Below are 15852 nucleotides of genomic sequence, written 5' to 3' on the forward strand. Positions count from 1 at the left end.
GCGGGGTCAGGGGAGGGCCGCCTGTACGGGGGTGATGGTGCCGGTGGTCACGAGGAAGCCGCGGCCGGGAGGGCCGCCCACCGTGCCGCGCGGCAGCCGGATGTTGAACAGGTCTCCGTCCGTCTGCCCCTGCACCGCCAGCAGCACCCCCGTACGCGACTTGCGGGCCTCGGCCACGAATCCGCGGTAGGCGACGGCCAGATCCCCGGTCGTGCCCGCCAGGAGCAGCCCGTGGTCGCCGTCCCGGCCCGAGCGGAGCACCTCCTCCAGGGCCGTCCCCAGCGGGGAGTCGGCGTTGACCAGCTCGGCGTCGTCCACCAGGACGACGTAGTCGCGCAGGTCGGCGACCAGCCCCGCCAGGTTGTCCGCGTTGCCGTCCAGCACCGCCAGCACTCCGTCCAGCTCGCGCAGCGGGCTGCGGCGCGGGGTGACGGCGAGGACCGGCGTTCCTCGCTGGATCAGCGAGCGGGCCGCCGTCAGCAGCGTGGACGAGCGCCCGGAGCGGGCCGGCCCCGCGATCACCGCGGCCGGGCCGTGCGCGAGGAGGTCGAGCCCCAGCGGCGCCAGAGCGTCACCCCCGGCTCCGACCAGCGCCCACAGCGGCGACGGCGGGACGAACGACGGATCGAGGTCGAAGGTCTCGGCCGCGGTGATGCGCATCGGCAGCGCGTCCACCCGCAACGGCGGCTGTCCCGTCCAGCGCCACGCGCCTCTGCCCGCCGAGGACGGCAGGGCGTGCCCGGCCCGCCCCTGACGGGACGAGGACCCGTGCGCACCCGCGGGACGATCTCCCCCGCCGCCGGCGGCGTCGTGCGAGGCGGTGACGGCGCGGGCGAGCGCCTGAAGGGCCGCGACCTGGGCGGGGCCGGCCGGGTCGGCCGAGAGCAGGGCGATGTGGTGCTCGACGATGCCGTGGTCACCGATGGACAGGGCGCGCCCCGGCGGGACGGACGCGGGCAACCCCTTGAGCGGGAACCCGGCCAGCCCGTAGTCGGCGGGATCGGACAGGCGCAGCAGCAACCGGTCCTCGAACACCGTGGACACCTGGCCCAGCAGCCCCGACCGGTCACTAGTGATCACCGCCCGGAACCCCACGGCGGGCCCCTCGCGCAACAGCTGGAGCAGCGCCTCGATCAGCCGCCCGTAGTCGTAGCTCTCGAACGCGGCCACGAAGCCCTCCCACCGGTCCAGCATGAACACCAGCCAGGGGAGCCGGTGCCCGGCCTGCCGGTACTCGGCCAGCGAGGCGTGGCCGGACTCGGCCAGGAGCTGCTGGCGGCGGCCGATCTCGGCCCGGAGCCGGGCGAGCAGGCGCTCGACCCGGTCGAGCTGGTCACGCGTGACCACCGCGCCGCAGTGCGGCATGGACACCAGCGGCAGCAACGCCCCGGAGCCGCAGTCGATCGCGTGGACGTGGACGTCGTCGGGGGAGACGTGCGCGGTGATGGAGCCGGCGATCGTCCGCAGCGCCGTGGACCTGCCGCTGCGCGCGGCACCCGCGATGAGCAGATGCCCGCCGTGCGCGAGGTCCAGCGTCAGCGGCCGGCGGTCCTGGGCCCAGGGGCGATCGGTGATCCCGAACGGCAGCGGCTCCACCTCGGCGAACGCCCCGCTCCCGGGGGCAGGCAGCGCGCCGCCGCCCGGGGGAGCGCCGAAGCCGGACGGCGGGGTCGGCTCGGGACGGGACACCGGGGGTGCTCCCGTCACGGAGGACGGGTACACGTTGGCCTTCCCCGGACGGCCGGAGTCGTCCAGCACCGGCTGCCCGGATCCCTTCACTCGGGCCCGGCTCCGCATCGGATCCCCGCGGAAGGGCAGCCCGGAGGGCGCCGAGCCGGACGGCGCCCCAGATGCCGAGCCGGACGCCGCCTCGGATGTCGGGCCAGGTGTATCGGGCGAGGTCCCGTCCAGGGTGGCGCCCTGGCCGAGCCCGCCCGCGTGGCCGAGTCCGCCCGTGCCGCCGAGTCCGCCCGCGTCACCGGCGCCGGACGCGAGGCCCTGGTCCTCGGGGGCGGGCGGGGCGGTCGAAGGGACGGGCAGCGGGAGGACGAAATGGGTGGGAAGGGGGTCGAGCCAGGGGCTGGGCTGGGCCGGGACGCCGGTCAGCCGGGCGGCCTCGATGAGGGCGTCGGCCACCAGCGTGAGGTCGGTGACCGCCGACTCCTCCTCCGGCTCGGGCGGCCGGGGAAGCGGGCGGCCCAGCGCGTGCCACGGCACGTCGATCACCCGCACCCCGGCGGAGGCGGACAGGCCGTCGCCCGCAGAGGGGACCACCGGGCTCCGGCCGCCGACGCGGGCCGTCTGCACCGCGACCGCCGCCCCCGCCCCCGAGCGCACGTAGCACCGGCCCGGGGTGCTCTTGGAGATCTGGGCGGCGTCGGGCAGGTCGATGACGTCGGACGACTCGGCCGGCTCGGTCACCCGCAGCGCGATGCGCAGCGAGGTGTTGGCCTGGATGTCGGCCGTCACCACCCCGGCGGGACGCTGCGTGGCCAGGATCAGGTGGATGCCCAGCGAGCGGCCCCGGCGGGCGATGTCGACCAGGCCGGTGACGAAGTCGGGCAGCTCGGCCACCAGCGCGGCGAACTCGTCGATGATCAGGACCAGCCGGGGCAGGGCGACGGGCCCCGCGTAGTCGTCGAGGTCTTTGGCCCCCGCCTCGAACAGCAGGCGCTCGCGGCGGCGGATCTCCGCGGCCAGCGAGTCGAGGGCACGCTGCGTCAGGTGGCCGTCGAGGTCGCTGACCATGCCGACCGTGTGCGGCAGCCGTACGCACTCCTTGAACGCCGCCCCGCCCTTGTAGTCGATGAGCACGAACGTGAGCTGGTCGGGCCGGTTGGCGACAGCCAGCGCGCAGATCAGCGTCTGCAGCAGCTCCGACTTGCCCGCGCCGGTGGTGCCCGCGATCAGCCCGTGCGGGCCGTCGAGCCGCAGGTCCACCGAGAACGGCCCGTCGGGGCCGACGCCGATGAGCGCCTCGGTGGAGCCGCGGGCGCTCCAGCGCGCGGCCAGCTCGGTGCCGGACGGGCTGGGCAGGCCCATGAGGTCGAGCAGGCGGGCCGCGTCGGGCAGGTCGCCGCCGGGGGCGTCGCGGCTCACGTCGCGGATGGGGGCCAGGGCCCGGGCCAGGCGGTCGCACCACGCGGGCGAGACGGCGTCGCCCAGCACGGGACCGATGGCGTCGAGGCCGCCGCCACGCAGGTGGACCAGGCCGTCGGGGCCGCAGGCGGCGACGGTCTGGCACTCCTCCGGCAGCAGGCGCTGGTCGTCGTCGATGGCCAGGGTGTAGACGCCCGAGCGCGGGCCCTGGCGCAGCACCTGCGGCATGCCGGGCAGGCCGCGCAGCACCTGGGCGCCGTCGAGGATCACCAGGACGTCGTAGGGACGCACGTCGTAGGAGGAGAAGGCCGGTTTGTCCGCGCCGGTGCCGCCGAGGTCGTCCCAGCCGGTGGGGATCTTGCCCAGCTCGGGGATCTTGGTGTTCTGCCGCTCGTCGATGAGGGCGGCCAGCTCGGAGACGCGGCGGGCGGCCGAGTCGGGATCGACGCCGATCAGCGCCAGGCACTCCTCGCCGGCGCGCGGCGCGCAGTGGGGGAGCCAGCGCATCCAGCCCCAGCGGCGCTCGGCGTCGGCGTGCGCCGAGACGATCACGACGGCCAGGTCGCGCGGGCTGTGGAGGGTGGCGGCCTGGGCGACGAGCCAGCTCGCCAGACCGGCGGCGAAGGCGCGCGGGCCGGTGACGCCGGCGACCCCCAGCCGGCGCATGGGCAGCGCCACGGGCACCGACCGGCAGGCCGGCGGGTCGAGCGGCCCGCCTTGCTCCTCCGACAGCTCCAGGTCGGCGGGCAGGTCGGCGAGCCCGACCCGGAGCCGGAGCGCGTCGGGGTCGTGGATGCGGCGCTCCCACAGCCGCCTGCGCGGCCCGGTGGCCGTGAGCAGCACCTGCGCGGGGTCGGGCGCGCCGGCGCGGCGGGCCGCCTCGTCGGCCACCCGGGCGCGCTCGACGGCCGCCTCGTATTCCTGGAGGCGCTCGCGGTGCTCCTTCAGCGCCTTCTTGTACTGCTTCTTGCCGTGGCGGCGGTCGCTCCACCACTGGCCGATCATGATGACCGGCGTCATCAGGGCGACGAGCAGGTAGTAGGGCTGCTTGAGCGCGAAGGCGAGGGTGACCCCCAGCACGGCGGGCAGGAGCGCGGCCAGCAGTTGCAGGCGCAGCCCCTCGCTCCTGGCCGGCTCCTTGGGCCGGACGAACACGCGCTCGGGCTCCGGCCTGCGCAGCCGCGGCGGCCGGTTGTAGGCGACGCCGCCGTCGCCGAGCGGCGCCAGGTGGGCGTCTCTGGGCTCGACCGCGGTCAGCACGAACACCGACGAGCCGCAGGTGAGCACCGCCTGGTCGGGCCAGGGGACGGGCGCGGTGAGCGGCCGGCCGTCCAGCTGGGGGATCTCGGCGTAGCCGGCGGCCCGCTCGGCGGCCTCCCGCTCGGCGACCCGCGCCGTCAGCTCGGCCACCTCCTCGGCCCAGCGCCCCTTCAGCTTGAGCTTGGGGGCCTCGTCCGGCTCTCGCCAGGTGCGCTCGGCGGTGATCGCGTCGGGCGTCACGCGTACGGTCACCGCCTCGGGAGCGAGCGCGGGATCGGCCACGGCGATCGCGCACATGGGGTCGGCGCCGATGACGTGCGCGCCGAGCCCCAGCCGGTGGACGGCGCCCGCGCAGGGCCCGCCCACCACCCGCACCTCGGCCACCCCGCCGGGCTCCTCGACGAGCGTGGCCCTGGCCAGGGCGGGGTCGAGCGTGACCCGGTCGCCGTCGCGCAGCACGGACGCGGCCCGCGCGCGCGGGTCGAGCGGCCTCCCGTCGCGCCACATGACGGGCTCCCGCCCGGTGAGCGCGCCCGCGGCGGGCTCGGGGCGGCGCTGCGGCGGCACGCGGAGCTGCCCGCCGCCGCCGGAGGGGATGCCGTAGGGGGCGCGGGCCCGGGGCAGGCGGAGGACCTGCGCCAGGGGGGCGTGGCCGCCGAGCGCCCCGCTCACCCGGGCCACGGTGGCGTCGTCGTGGCCCTCGATCACGACGTCGCGCTCGCCCTGCCCGCCGAGCACGGTGAGCATGATCCGCATCGTTGGGTCTCCTCGCTGGACGTCGGGCGGCACGATCCGGGCGCCAAGGTAACGCCCGCGGCGAGATTAGACCCTCCGGTCGACGGCAATGGCATGAGAACGCGGTTCTGTGGATAACCGTGAGAACCGGGTGACTGATGTGAAGGAAGTGACGGACTCAGCCTGATAATTGCTGATTCGTCAACTCGATAGAAACAACAGGCATTGGTTATCACCTATTGACATGCCGCCACCTGCGAAACGAGCATCGGTCCTCGCATTCCGCCTCCAACGTCGCGTCACGGCCCACATAATGGCGTGCGTTCCGCCCTTGACATCGGGAGCCCCCACCCATGAGGACCAGTGAAAAGCCTGCCGCCGGCACGGCGGCGGGGTTGTCCGGCCCGGCCTCGCGCAAGCTTCCCGTGCCCCCCAGGGAGCGCAAGCCGGCCCTGGCCGCGCTGGCCGTCCTGCTCATCCTCGGCGGCGCGCTGGCCACCACCATGCTCGTGCTCAACAGCGGCGGCCGCGTCTCGGCCATCCGGGTGACCCAGCAGATCGGCGCAGGCCAGCGCATTCCGCTGGAGGCGCTGGAAGAGGTCAAGATCGCGGGCGAGGGCGTCGACCACGTCAGCTGGTCGCAGCGCGAGCAGGTCGCCGACAGCTTCGCCGCCGTCACGATCCTGCCCGGCACCCTGCTGACGAACCGGATGGGCGCGCGGACGAGCACCGAGCTGGGCGAGGGAAAGGCGACCGTCGGGCTGGCGCTTAAACCCGGGCAAATGCCCGCCGGAATCGCCGCGGGCGATCGCATTCAGATTATTTACGTGCCGAGCCGTACGAGTCAGGGCCAAACTCGCGTACTCGCTCCCGACGCTCTTGTCTTCGCCGCCGGCGGCAAGTCCGGAAGCACCGGGAATTCCGGCCAGATCACGGTGGTGGTGGATTCATCGGCCGCGCCGGAAATAGTGGGTTTCGCCTCCACCGGCGAGATCGCCGTGGCCGAGCTGCCGGGAGCGCGCTGACGTGGGGCTGATCGTGCTGGCCGCCGACAAGGGCGCGCCGGGAGTGACCACGGCCGCCACGGCGCTGGCCGCGGTGTGGCCGCGGCCGGTGCTGCTGGCCGAGTGCGACCCGGCCGGCGGCGACCTCGCCTACCGCCTGCCCGCCGCCGGGGGCGGCGTGCTCAACCCCGGCAGGGGCCTGCTCACGCTGGGCGCCACCGCCCGGCGCGGCCTGGAGCCCGCCCAGATCCACCAGCACACGCAGAAGATCGTCGGCGGGCTGGACGTGCTGGCCGGGCTCACCCACGCCGAGCAGGCCACCGGCCTCACCTGGCTGTGGGGCCCGTTGGGCCGCGCGCTCGCCGCGATCCCGGACGCCGACGTCATCGCCGACTGCGGCCGCCTCGGCGCCCACCCCCATCTCGGCGACCTGCTGGCCGAGGCCGAGCAGGTCGTCCTGCTCACCAGGGCCACCCTCGACCACGTGGCGCACCTGCGCGAGCGCCTCCAGCTCACCAAGGCCCACGGCGTCGTCGTCATCGCCGACCCGCGCGCCTACCGCGCCTCCATCGACGACGTGCGCAGGATCGTCGGCCCGAGCGTGCAGTTCGTCTACGGCCTGGCCCACGACCCCAAGGGAGCCGAGCTGTTGCGCGGCCAGTGGGGCGGCCGGCTCGACCGCTCCCTCCTCATCCGCACGGCCCGCGACCTGGCAGCGAGGCTGGTGAGCCACCGATGATCGACCACGCGCTGGTCAAGCGCTTCCGCCAGGAGGTCGGCGACCGCCTGGCCCACCAGCGCCGCCTCGACCAGGCCAACGGCCTGCCCGCCATGACCGGCGAGGACGAGCGCCAGTTCGCCAGGGCGCTGATCTCGCAGGTCCTGGAGGAGCACGCGCGCAACGAGATCGGCTCAGGACGCACGCCGCCCACGGTCGAGGAGGAGGAGGCGCTGGCGGCCGGCATCCACGCCGCGCTGTTCGGCGTGGGCCGCCTGCAACCGCTGCTGGACGACCCCCAGGTCGAGAACATCGACATCAACGGCTGCGACCACGTCTTCGTCAGCTACGCCGACGGCCAGGAGGTCAGGCACGAGCCGGTCGCCGACTCCGACGACGAGCTGATCGAGCTGATCCAGATCCTGGCCGCCTACTCGGGCCTGTCGAGCCGCCCGTTCGACACCGCCAACCCCCAGCTCGACCTGCGCCTGCCCGACGGCTCGCGGCTCAGCGCCGTCATGGACGTCACGGTGCGCCCCGCGATCTCCATCCGCCGCGCCCGCCTGGGCAAGGTCTTCCTCAGCGACCTCGTGGGCAACGGCACGATAAGCCCCGACCTGGGCAGGTTCCTGAGCGCGGCGGTCGCCGCCCGCAAGAACATCATGATCGCCGGCTCCACCAACGCCGGCAAGACCACCCTCCTGCGCGCCCTGGCCAACGAGATCCCGCCCGCCGAGCGCCTCATCACCGTCGAGCGCGCCCTGGAGCTGGGCCTGGACCAGTTCGCCGAGCTGCACCCCAACGTCGTCGCCTTCGAGCAGCGCCTGCCCAACTCCGAGGGCCAGGGCGAGATCTCCATGGCCGAGCTGGTCCGCCGCTCGCTGCGGATGAACCCCAGCCGCGTCATCGTCGGCGAGGTCCTCGGCGACGAGATCGTCACCATGCTCAACGCGATGACCCAGGGCAACGACGGCTCGCTGTCGACCATCCACGCCAACTCCAGCATGGAGGTCTTCAACCGCATCGCCACGTACGCGCTCCAGGCCCGCGAGCGCCTGCCCATCGACGCCACGCACATGCTCATCGCCGGCGCCATCGACTTCGTGGTCTTCGTCGAGAAGCGCAACGACTACCACCGCGGCGGCACCCTGCGCCGCTACGTCTCCAGCGTCCGCGAGGTCAACGGCTGCGACGGCCGCGTCCTGTCGAGCGAGGTGTTCGTGCCCGGCCCCGAGGGGGGCGCCGTGCCGCACGCGCCGGTCTCCTGCCTGGACGAGCTCATGGCGCACGGTTACTCCCCGGGAGGGTGGTGACCGATGGGCGCCGCGACGAACCCGCTCGCCCTGCTGGCCGGAGCCCTCGCGGGCGGCGGCCTGTTCCTGCTGGTCCTGTCGCTGTACGGGCTGCGCCCCCGCCCGCCGCAGCCCGAGCGCCACCTGGTCAGGATGCTGACCACGCGCGGCGCGGTCGCCGCCGTGGCCGCCACGCTGGTGCTGGTCGTCACCCGATGGCCGGTGGCGGCGGTGGGCACGGTGCTGCTGGTGTTCGCCTGGCGCGGGCTGTCGGGCGGCGCGGCCGAGGAGCGGGCCGCCATGCGCCGCCTCGAAGGGCTCGCCGCCTGGACCGAGTCGCTGCGCGACACCATCGCCGGCGCCGCCGGGCTGGAGCAGGCGATCCCGTCGTCCATCAGGGCCGCCGCGCCGACGCTCCGCCCGCACCTGCGGGCCATGATCGACCGGCTGCACACCAGGATGGCGCTGCCCGAGGCGCTCGCGCTGTTCGCCGACGAGCTCGACGACCCCTCGGCCGACCTGGTGGTGGCCGCGCTCATCCTCAACTCCAGGCTGCGCGGCCCGGGCCTGCGCGACGTGCTCGGCGCGCTGGCCGTCTCGGCCCGCGAGGAGCTCGACATGCGCCGCCGCGTCGAGGCCGAGCGCCGCTCGACCCGGCGCAGCGTGCAGATCGTGGTGGGCACCGCGCTCGGCTTCGCCGCGCTCCTCGTGCTGTTCAACGGCGACTACGTCGAGGAGTACGACGACCCGCTCGGCCAGGCCGTCCTGGTGGTGGTCGCCGCGCTGTTCGGCGCCGGGTTCGCGTGGATGCGGCGGCTGGCCAGGTTCGACAAGCCGACGCGGCTGCTGATGGGAAAGGGCGGCGATGGTTGAGAGCGTGCTGGCGGGAGCCGCGCTGGGCCTCGGCCTGTTCGTCCTGATCCGGGCGATCTTCCCGGCCCGTCCCGGGCTGGTGACCCGGCTGCTCGCGCTGGACGCCGTCCGCGAGGACGCGGGCGCGCCGCGCATCCGGCTGGCGCTGCCCGAGGAGGAGGTCGGCGCGTTCCGCCGCAACCTCGGCGTACGGCTGGCCACCCTGTACGGCGCCCGCGGCTGGGAGGTCAAGTCCGTCAAGTCGGACCTGGCGCTGCTCGGCCGCTCCTTCGAGGCGTTCCTCGCGACCAAGGCGCTGCTGGCCGCCGCCGGCCTGCTGGCGTTCCCGCTGCTGCTCGGCTGGCTGGTGCTCATGGGGTGGGGCAGCTCGCCGGCCATCCCGTTCTGGGTGGCGGTGCTGGCCGCCCTCGTCTTCTTCTTCCTGCCCGACCTGCAGATCCGCAAGGAGGCGGCGGCCAGGCGGCGCGACTTCCGGCACGTGGTCGGCGCGTTCCTCGACCTCGTCTCCATGAACCTGGCCGGCGGCCGGGGCGTCCCCGAGGCCCTGATGATGGCGGTCACGGTCAGCGGCGAGCAGCCCAACTGGGCGATGGGCCGCATCCGCGACGCCCTGCGCGGCGCGCGCATCGTCGGCATCACCCCCTGGCAGGCGCTCGGCCAGCTCGGCGAGGAGATCAACGTCGACGAGCTGCGCGACCTGTCCGCGGCGCTCGGCCTGGTGGCCGACGACGGCGCGAAGGTCCGCTCCTCGCTCACGGCCAGGGCCGCCACCCTGCGCCGCCGGGAGCTGGCGGAGATCGAGGGGCGGGCGGGTGAGCGCTCGCAGTCGATGCTCGTCGCCCAGCTCCTGCTCTGCGCCGGTTTTGTGATCTTTCTCAGTTACCCAGCCGCGATGAAGATGTTGGGAGTCTCATGAACCATCCCTGGATCGTCTATCTGCGCGCGTGCCTCGCCGTACGCGTCCACCGCGCCAGGACGGCGCCCACCCGGGGGGCGTCCGCCGTCGAGTGGGTGATCATCACCGCCATCATCGCGGGCGTCGCGCTCGGGCTGGCCACGTTGATCAGGACCCTGGTGGAGCAGCAGCAGAACCAGCTCCAGCAGAACTTCGGCGGTGGTGGCGGTGGTGGCGGCGGCGACGGCTGAGCCGCGCGGCCGTCCCCGCGGGCGCGGCTCCGGCGGCCGTGCCCACGAGCGCGGTTCCGGCGGCCGTGCCCGCGAGCGCGGCTCCAGCGCGGTCGAGCTGGTGCTGATCATGCCCGTCATCCTCGCCGTGGCGCTGCTCATCGTGCAGGTGGCGCTCTGGTTCCACGCGCGGCAGGTCGCCGAGGCGGCCGCCCAGGAAGGGGCGCGCGTGGCCAGGGCCGCGCCGGCCGACTCGGGCGCCTGGCAGGGCGCGGCCACGGCCAAGGCCACCGAGATCGTCCGCGCGATCGGGCCGAAGCTGCTCGGCGGCGCGACCGCCACGACCTCCGAGAAGGAGCCCGATGAGCGGTTCGTCACCGTGACCGGCAGCGCCGTGCAGGTCATCCCGCTGCTGCCGCCGCTGGCGTTCACGATCAGCGCGACCGCCGGCGGGCCCGTCGAGTGCTTCCGCCCCGACAACGGCGGCGAGGACTGCCGATGAGGGCGGGTCGCGAGCGCGGGTCGATGGCCGTGGAGACGGTCATGCTGGCCCCGGTCTTCCTGCTGTTCCTCATGTTCCTGGCCGGCGCGGGGGTGCTGGTGGAGTCGCAGGGACGGGTCAACGGCGCGGCCAGGGACGCCGCCAGGGCCGCGTCCGTGCAGCGCACGTTCGACGACGCCGAGGGGGCCGCCAGAACCGTCGCCGAGGGCGCGTTCACCGGCCCCTGCGGGTCCCCCACCGTCTCGCTCGGCGGCTCGCAGTGGCAGCAGGGCGGGCGGGTTGAGGCCGTCGTCACCTGCGAGCTGGACCTCGGCTTCCTCGGCTTCGGCGGGACCAAGCGGCTGACCGGCACCGCCGTGGTGCCCCTGGAGCAGTTCAGGAGGGTCGAGTGAGCGAGCGGGGGTCCATGTCGGTGTTCACCGTGCTGTTCTCCGTGGTCGCGTTCCTGCTGGCCGGGCTGCTGGTGGACGGCGGGGGAGCGATCAACGCCCGGCTTCGGGCGGCCGACGTGGCCGAGCAGGCCGCGCGGGCCGGCGCCGACCAGATCGACGTCGACCGGCTGCGCGCCACCGGCGAGACCCGCCTGCTCGGCGAGGACCAGGTGTGCGCGCGGGCCGGCGAGATCGTCGAGGCCCAGGGCGGCGACGTGCGCAGCGGCCGCTGCACGGTGGACCAGGCGCGGGTGACGGTGAGCGTGTCGGTGCGCTGGCAGGCGTTCTTCCTCGGCGCGATCGGCTTCCCGGGAGCGGAGATGAACGGCGAGGCCACGGCCGCGCCCCAAGCCAGGTAACCCCGGGCGAGCCAGACCGAATCGCTCCACTCGATGGCATGCGGAACGCGCGAGGCGGACGCTGAGGGCGGGAAAGGAGAGGCGATGCCGACGCGAGAGCCCGCGCGTCCCCAGGGGCGTCACGCCCCCGCGCGCATCCCGGCCAGGCGCGGCGCCGGTGACGTGGTCGCCGGTCTCGGCGCGCTGGTCGTGCTGGTCGCGCTCGTGGGCGGGGTGCCGTACGCGCTGCTCAGGTTCGTCGGGCCGCCGATCGCGCCCGGCCGTTTCACGCTGGAGACGCTCACCAGCCAGGTGGGGCCCTCCACGATCGAGGCGGTGCTGATCCTGCTGGTGTGGCTGGCCTGGTTCCAGCTGTTCGTGTGCGTGCTCGTCGAGGTGTACGCCGGCGTCCGCCGGGTCGGCATGCCCGCCCGCGTGCCGCTGTCCGGCGGCACCCAGGCCCTGGCCAACAAGCTGGTCGGCGCCGCGCTGCTGCTGTTCACGGCCGGGGCCGCGGTGGCGCCGTTCGCCAAGCTCGCGCCGCAGCCCGCCGCGCCGCCGGTGACGGCGGTGGCGTACTCGGCGCCGATCGTCGAGCGGACGACGCTCGACACCCACAAGACCAAGAAGGTGTACGTGGTGCAGCCGCCGCACGGGCGCCACCACGAGAGCCTGTGGGAGATCGCGGAGAAGTGCCTCGGCGACGGCCGCCGCTACCACGAGATCTACCGGCTCAACCAGGCCAAGGAGCAGCCGGACGGCTCCCGGCTGCGGATGGCCGACCTGATCAGGCCCGGCTGGGTGCTGGACATGCCGGACGACGCCCGGCACACGCACATCGTCCCGGCCGACCAGCCGCGTCAGCAGACCCTGCGCGAGCATCCGGGGCGGGCCCACGTCCCCGGGCCCGTGCAGGACCGGGCCGAACACCAGGGCGAGCACCGGGGCGAGGCCAAGCACCGCCTGCCCGAGCAGGAGCAGCGCCGGTCGGGGCAGGAGCAGCGCCGGTCGGAGCAGGAGCAGCGCCGCGAGGGCGGCGCGCGGCGCGACGAGCAGCCGGTGATGCGCGAGGCCCGGCCGGGCGAGCTGGCCGACTACCTCGCCACCGCCTCGCTGGCCGCCGCCGGGCTGCTGCTCGTGCTCGCCCGCCGCCGCCGCGAGCAGCTCTGGCGGCGGGTGTCCGGCCGCCGCATCGCCCGCCCGCACGGCGACGCCGCCGAGGCCGAGGTCGCGCTGCGGCTGGGCGGCGACGCGCCCGGAGCCCGCATCCTCGACATCGGCCTGCGGCTGCTCGGCGCCGAGCTGGCGGCCCAGCACCGCACGCCGCCCACCGTGTACGCGGCCCACCTGTCCGCCCGCACGCTCGACCTGTGGGTGCACCCACCGGACCCGGACCCGCCCGCCCCCTGGACCGCCCAGGACGGCGGCCAGGTCTGGCGGCTGCCCGCCCACGAGGGCCGGCTGCTGGAGGACCAGCCGGGCGGCGCGCCCTATCCGGGGCTGGTCTCCCTCGGCACCAACGCGGGCGGCCGGGTGCTGGTCGACCTGGAGGCCGCGCAGGGCCTGATCAACGTACGCGGGCCGCAGACCACGGCCGCGCTGGCCGCCATCGCCGTCGAGCTGGCCACCAACCGCTGGTCCGACCGCATGCGGGTCACGCTCGTCGGGTTCGGCGCGGAGCTGACCGCCATCGCGCCCGACCGGATCAGGGCCGTCGGCGGCCTGGCCGAGGTGCTGCCCGAGCTGGAGGCCGCGGCGGCCCCGCGCGCGGAGGTGCTGACCGGCCGCGTGACCGGCAGCCCGCGCGAGGCCCACTACCTGCTGTCGGCGGTCGCGCCCACGCACGAGGAGGCCCGCCGGCTGGCGCTGCTGGCCCGCCGGGACACCGCCGGCTACGTGGTGGCGGGCGAGGTCCCGCACGCCACCTGGACCCTGGAGATCACCGACACCGGCAAGGCCCGCATCGCCGAGCTGGGCTTCGAGGTGGACGCCCAGCTCCTGCCGCGCCGCCACTACCGGGCGCTGGTCGAGTTGTTCCGCACCGCGGACCGCATGGACGGCGAGCCCATCTCCGAGCCCGAGCCGCTGGCGGGTCCGCGCCGGCCGGCCGTCGAGATCCGCATGCTCGGCCCCGCCGAGGTCCTGGGCCTGCGCCCGCTGGAGGAGGGCCGGATGGCGCTGGCCGCCGAGCTGCTGGTCTACCTGGCCACGCATCCCGGCGGCGTCCATCCCGTGGTGCTCGGCGGGGTGTTGTGGCCGCGCGGCGTCCAGGACCTGGTCAGGGACGCCACGATCGCCCGCGTCGCCGAATGGCTGGGCCCCGACCACCTGCTCGCCGACGAGGCCGGCCGGCTGCGGCTGGGGCCCGGCGTGCGTACGGACTGGATGGTCTTCCGCGAGCTGGTACGCCGCTCGCACGGCGACCCGTCGGCCCGTCCCGTCCTGCTGGAGAAGGCGCTCGGCCTGGTCAGGGGCCCGCTGCTGGCCGGCCGCCCGCCCGGCAGGTACGCCTGGCTGGCGGCCGAGGACCTGGAGTACGACGTGACCGCCGAGGTGGCCGACGCCGCTCACCAGCTCTGCGAGATCCGGCTCGCCCAGGGCCAGCCGGACGCCGCGGTGGCCGCCGTGCGCCAGGCGCTGCTGCTGGCCGCCGACGACGAGGGCCTGTGGCGCGACCTGCTGCGGGCCACGCACGCCACCCAGGACAACGTCCGGCTGCGGGCCGTCGTCGAGGGCCTGACCAGGCGGGCCGCCGCGCATCCGTACGGCGGCGGCCTGGCCCCGGAGACCGAGGCGCTGATCGAGGAACTGTTGCCCACGTGGCGCATCCACGTCGTGAGGGAGTCATCGGCATGAGACGCATCGCCGCCCTGCTCGGGCTCGCGCTCCTGGCGGGGTGCGGGCAGGCGGAGCAGCCGTACGCGCCCGGCGCGGCGGCCACCGCGCCCCGCCCCGTACCCGCCTCCTCCCCGGCCCCGGGCACGGACCCGGCGGAGGACGCGCCCGACGGGAGCACGCCGGACGGCGGCACGCCGGGCGAGCGGCCCTCGGACGGCGCGCCGCCGTCCGGGCCGCAGACCATCGCCATCGCCGACGGCCTGAAGGTCCGCGTCGAGTGGCCGTCCCACCCCGACCCGCTGCTGCGGGTCATGGTCGACCAGTACGTCGGCACCCGCAGGGCCATCGTCCGGGGCGAGCCCGGCTACCGCCACAACCTGGAGATCGACGCCGAGGCGCAGGCCACGAAGTGGATCCGCGCCTTCATCGACGACCAGGAGTCGATCCGCGGCACCGGACGGCTCTACCACCTGCGGGTCAGCGCGCGCATGGGCAAGGGCGCCCAGCTCGACGCGTGCGTGGACGAGTCGCGCGTCCAGGTCGTCTCGGCGAAGAGCGGCAAGGCCGTCTCCCCGCAACCCCGGTGGCTGCGCACCCCCTACGGCCAGAGCCTGGTCGCCCACCGGGGGCCCGACGGGGTGTGGCGCATCAGGACCTATCTCACCTCCACAGAGAGATGCAGCCCATGAAAGCTCTGATCGCGGTGTCGCTGCTGGCGCCGCTGTTCCTCGGCCCAGGTGACGGAGGGGCCGGCGACAACGTCCGGGCCGAGGCCGGGCAGAACCGGCGGACCGCGTTCGTGAACCTCGCCGGCAGCTCCATCAGGATCAGCGGCGACGGCGCGGGCCGGGGCAGCGGCGACGGCTACCGCATCCCGCGCCCGTGCTGGTACGAGCCGGGCCCGGACGCCGAGACGATGTACCGGCAGCAGCACGACAATCCCGAGAACGCCAGGCGGACCGCGATCGACGAGAAGAGCCGCACCGCGTTCGAGAAGCAGTTCAAGGACAAGCTCGGCCAACCGGGGCGATGGTGGACCCCGGCCTACAACCAGGCCGACCCCAACGGCGCCGCCTGCTGGGGCGACCTGGAGCTGTTCCTGTTCGTGCCGCCCGCCACCACCCCGCCGGGCGGGATCACGATCCAGCAGCTCGCCCAGATCGCCCGCGCCGCGCTGACCGCGCCCGAGCCCACCGTCAAGCTCAACCCCGACGCCAAGAGCTACGTCAACCTGGCCACCTGGGTCTGGCTGGAGGGCATCGGGCAGCCGCGGCGCACGGTCACGGCGGAGATCCCCGGCGTGATGAGCGTGACCCTGGTCGCCACGCTCCAGAACGTCAGGATTGACCCGGGGACGACGCCGGACCGGGCGGAGGTGACGGAGAGCGGCTGCGGCGCCGCGGGCAGGCCGTACACCAAGGGAGGCACGTTCTCCTGCGGCGTGCGTTACCTGCGCTCGTCGATCGACCGGCCGGGCGAGAAGTACACGCTCACCGTCGACACCGTGTGGCCGGTCCAGGTGCAGGACAACGTGGTGCCGTTCCAGTTCGCCCCGCTCCAGGTGGGAACGAGCAGGGACGTGCCGGTGGGCGAGATCCAGAGCAACGTCCAGCCCGGCGAGCAGGGGCAGTGACGGC

At 74.8% G+C, this 15852-nt stretch carries 13 protein-coding genes; 12 read left to right on the top strand and 1 reads right to left on the bottom strand.

Annotated features, from left to right (window positions below; genetic code table 11):
- Positions 1 to 6 precede the first annotated feature (6 nt).
- Positions 7 to 5115, bottom strand: coding sequence for an FtsK/SpoIIIE domain-containing protein (locus tag AB0H75_RS01330; protein WP_367788086.1), 5109 nt, complete (start codon positions 5113 to 5115; stop codon positions 7 to 9).
- A 332-nt stretch (positions 5116 to 5447) separates the two neighbouring features.
- Between AB0H75_RS01330 and AB0H75_RS01335 the strand changes: the two genes are divergently transcribed.
- The 12 genes from AB0H75_RS01335 to AB0H75_RS01390 all read left to right on the top strand — a co-directional run bounded on the left by AB0H75_RS01335 (position 5448) and on the right by AB0H75_RS01390 (position 15848).
- A complete protein-coding gene (locus AB0H75_RS01335) occupies positions 5448 to 6119 on the top strand; it encodes a hypothetical protein (protein WP_367788088.1) in 672 nt (223 codons plus the stop codon).
- 1 nt (position 6120) lies between these two features.
- Positions 6121 to 6837: a hypothetical protein gene (locus tag AB0H75_RS01340; protein WP_367788090.1), complete on the top strand. Its 717-nt coding sequence runs from the start codon at positions 6121 to 6123 to the stop codon at positions 6835 to 6837.
- Positions 6834 to 8129 carry a CpaF family protein gene (locus AB0H75_RS01345; protein ID WP_367788092.1) on the top strand — a complete coding sequence of 432 codons (1296 nt, stop codon included), beginning with the start codon at positions 6834 to 6836 and terminating at the stop codon, positions 8127 to 8129. Before AB0H75_RS01340 ends, AB0H75_RS01345 begins: the two co-directional genes overlap by 4 nt.
- 3 nt (positions 8130 to 8132) lie before the next feature.
- Complete coding sequence (locus AB0H75_RS01350) at positions 8133 to 8981, top strand: type II secretion system F family protein (protein WP_367788094.1); 849 nt, start codon at positions 8133 to 8135, stop codon at positions 8979 to 8981.
- A complete protein-coding gene (locus AB0H75_RS01355; protein WP_367788096.1) occupies positions 8974 to 9897 on the top strand; it encodes a type II secretion system F family protein in 924 nt (307 codons plus the stop codon). Before AB0H75_RS01350 ends, AB0H75_RS01355 begins: the two co-directional genes overlap by 8 nt.
- Positions 9894 to 10127, top strand: coding sequence for a hypothetical protein (locus AB0H75_RS01360; RefSeq protein ID WP_367788098.1), 234 nt, complete (start codon positions 9894 to 9896; stop codon positions 10125 to 10127). Before AB0H75_RS01355 ends, AB0H75_RS01360 begins: the two co-directional genes overlap by 4 nt.
- A complete protein-coding gene (locus tag AB0H75_RS01365) occupies positions 10096 to 10608 on the top strand; it encodes a TadE/TadG family type IV pilus assembly protein (RefSeq protein WP_367788100.1) in 513 nt (170 codons plus the stop codon). The genes AB0H75_RS01360 and AB0H75_RS01365 overlap by 32 nt, the downstream gene beginning before the upstream one ends.
- Complete coding sequence (locus AB0H75_RS01370; protein WP_367788102.1) at positions 10605 to 11000, top strand: TadE/TadG family type IV pilus assembly protein; 396 nt, start codon at positions 10605 to 10607, stop codon at positions 10998 to 11000. The genes AB0H75_RS01365 and AB0H75_RS01370 overlap by 4 nt, the downstream gene beginning before the upstream one ends.
- The gene (locus AB0H75_RS01375; protein ID WP_367788104.1) at positions 10997 to 11398 is read left to right on the top strand and encodes a flp pilus-assembly TadE/G-like family protein; all 402 of its coding nucleotides are present in this window, start codon (positions 10997 to 10999) and stop codon (positions 11396 to 11398) included. The genes AB0H75_RS01370 and AB0H75_RS01375 overlap by 4 nt, the downstream gene beginning before the upstream one ends.
- 84 nt (positions 11399 to 11482) lie before the next feature.
- Positions 11483 to 14233: a BTAD domain-containing putative transcriptional regulator gene (locus tag AB0H75_RS01380; RefSeq protein ID WP_367788106.1), complete on the top strand. Its 2751-nt coding sequence runs from the start codon at positions 11483 to 11485 to the stop codon at positions 14231 to 14233.
- A complete protein-coding gene (locus AB0H75_RS01385; protein WP_367788108.1) occupies positions 14230 to 14904 on the top strand; it encodes a hypothetical protein in 675 nt (224 codons plus the stop codon). The genes AB0H75_RS01380 and AB0H75_RS01385 overlap by 4 nt, the downstream gene beginning before the upstream one ends.
- Positions 14901 to 15848 (top strand): hypothetical protein, encoded by a 948-nt coding sequence (locus AB0H75_RS01390; protein WP_367788110.1) that lies wholly within the window; start codon positions 14901 to 14903, stop codon positions 15846 to 15848. Before AB0H75_RS01385 ends, AB0H75_RS01390 begins: the two co-directional genes overlap by 4 nt.
- Positions 15849 to 15852: the final 4 nt, after the last annotated feature.

Origin of the sequence: Nonomuraea sp. NPDC050783, from assembly GCF_040802095.1 — a bacterium.
Taxonomy (GTDB): Bacteria; Actinomycetota; Actinomycetes; order Streptosporangiales; family Streptosporangiaceae; genus Nonomuraea.

Coding starts and splice junctions, on each gene's coding strand:
- AB0H75_RS01330 (WP_367788086.1), bottom strand. CDS start 5,115: ATGCGGATCATGCTCACCGTGCTCGGCGGGCAGGGCGAGCGCGACGTC.
- AB0H75_RS01335 (WP_367788088.1), top strand. CDS start 5,448: ATGAGGACCAGTGAAAAGCCTGCCGCCGGCACGGCGGCGGGGTTGTCC.
- AB0H75_RS01345 (WP_367788092.1), top strand. CDS start 6,834: ATGATCGACCACGCGCTGGTCAAGCGCTTCCGCCAGGAGGTCGGCGAC.
- AB0H75_RS01350 (WP_367788094.1), top strand. CDS start 8,133: ATGGGCGCCGCGACGAACCCGCTCGCCCTGCTGGCCGGAGCCCTCGCG.
- AB0H75_RS01355 (WP_367788096.1), top strand. CDS start 8,974: ATGGTTGAGAGCGTGCTGGCGGGAGCCGCGCTGGGCCTCGGCCTGTTC.
- AB0H75_RS01360 (WP_367788098.1), top strand. CDS start 9,894: ATGAACCATCCCTGGATCGTCTATCTGCGCGCGTGCCTCGCCGTACGC.
- AB0H75_RS01370 (WP_367788102.1), top strand. CDS start 10,605: ATGAGGGCGGGTCGCGAGCGCGGGTCGATGGCCGTGGAGACGGTCATG.
- AB0H75_RS01380 (WP_367788106.1), top strand. CDS start 11,483: ATGCCGACGCGAGAGCCCGCGCGTCCCCAGGGGCGTCACGCCCCCGCG.
- AB0H75_RS01385 (WP_367788108.1), top strand. CDS start 14,230: ATGAGACGCATCGCCGCCCTGCTCGGGCTCGCGCTCCTGGCGGGGTGC.
- AB0H75_RS01390 (WP_367788110.1), top strand. CDS start 14,901: ATGAAAGCTCTGATCGCGGTGTCGCTGCTGGCGCCGCTGTTCCTCGGC.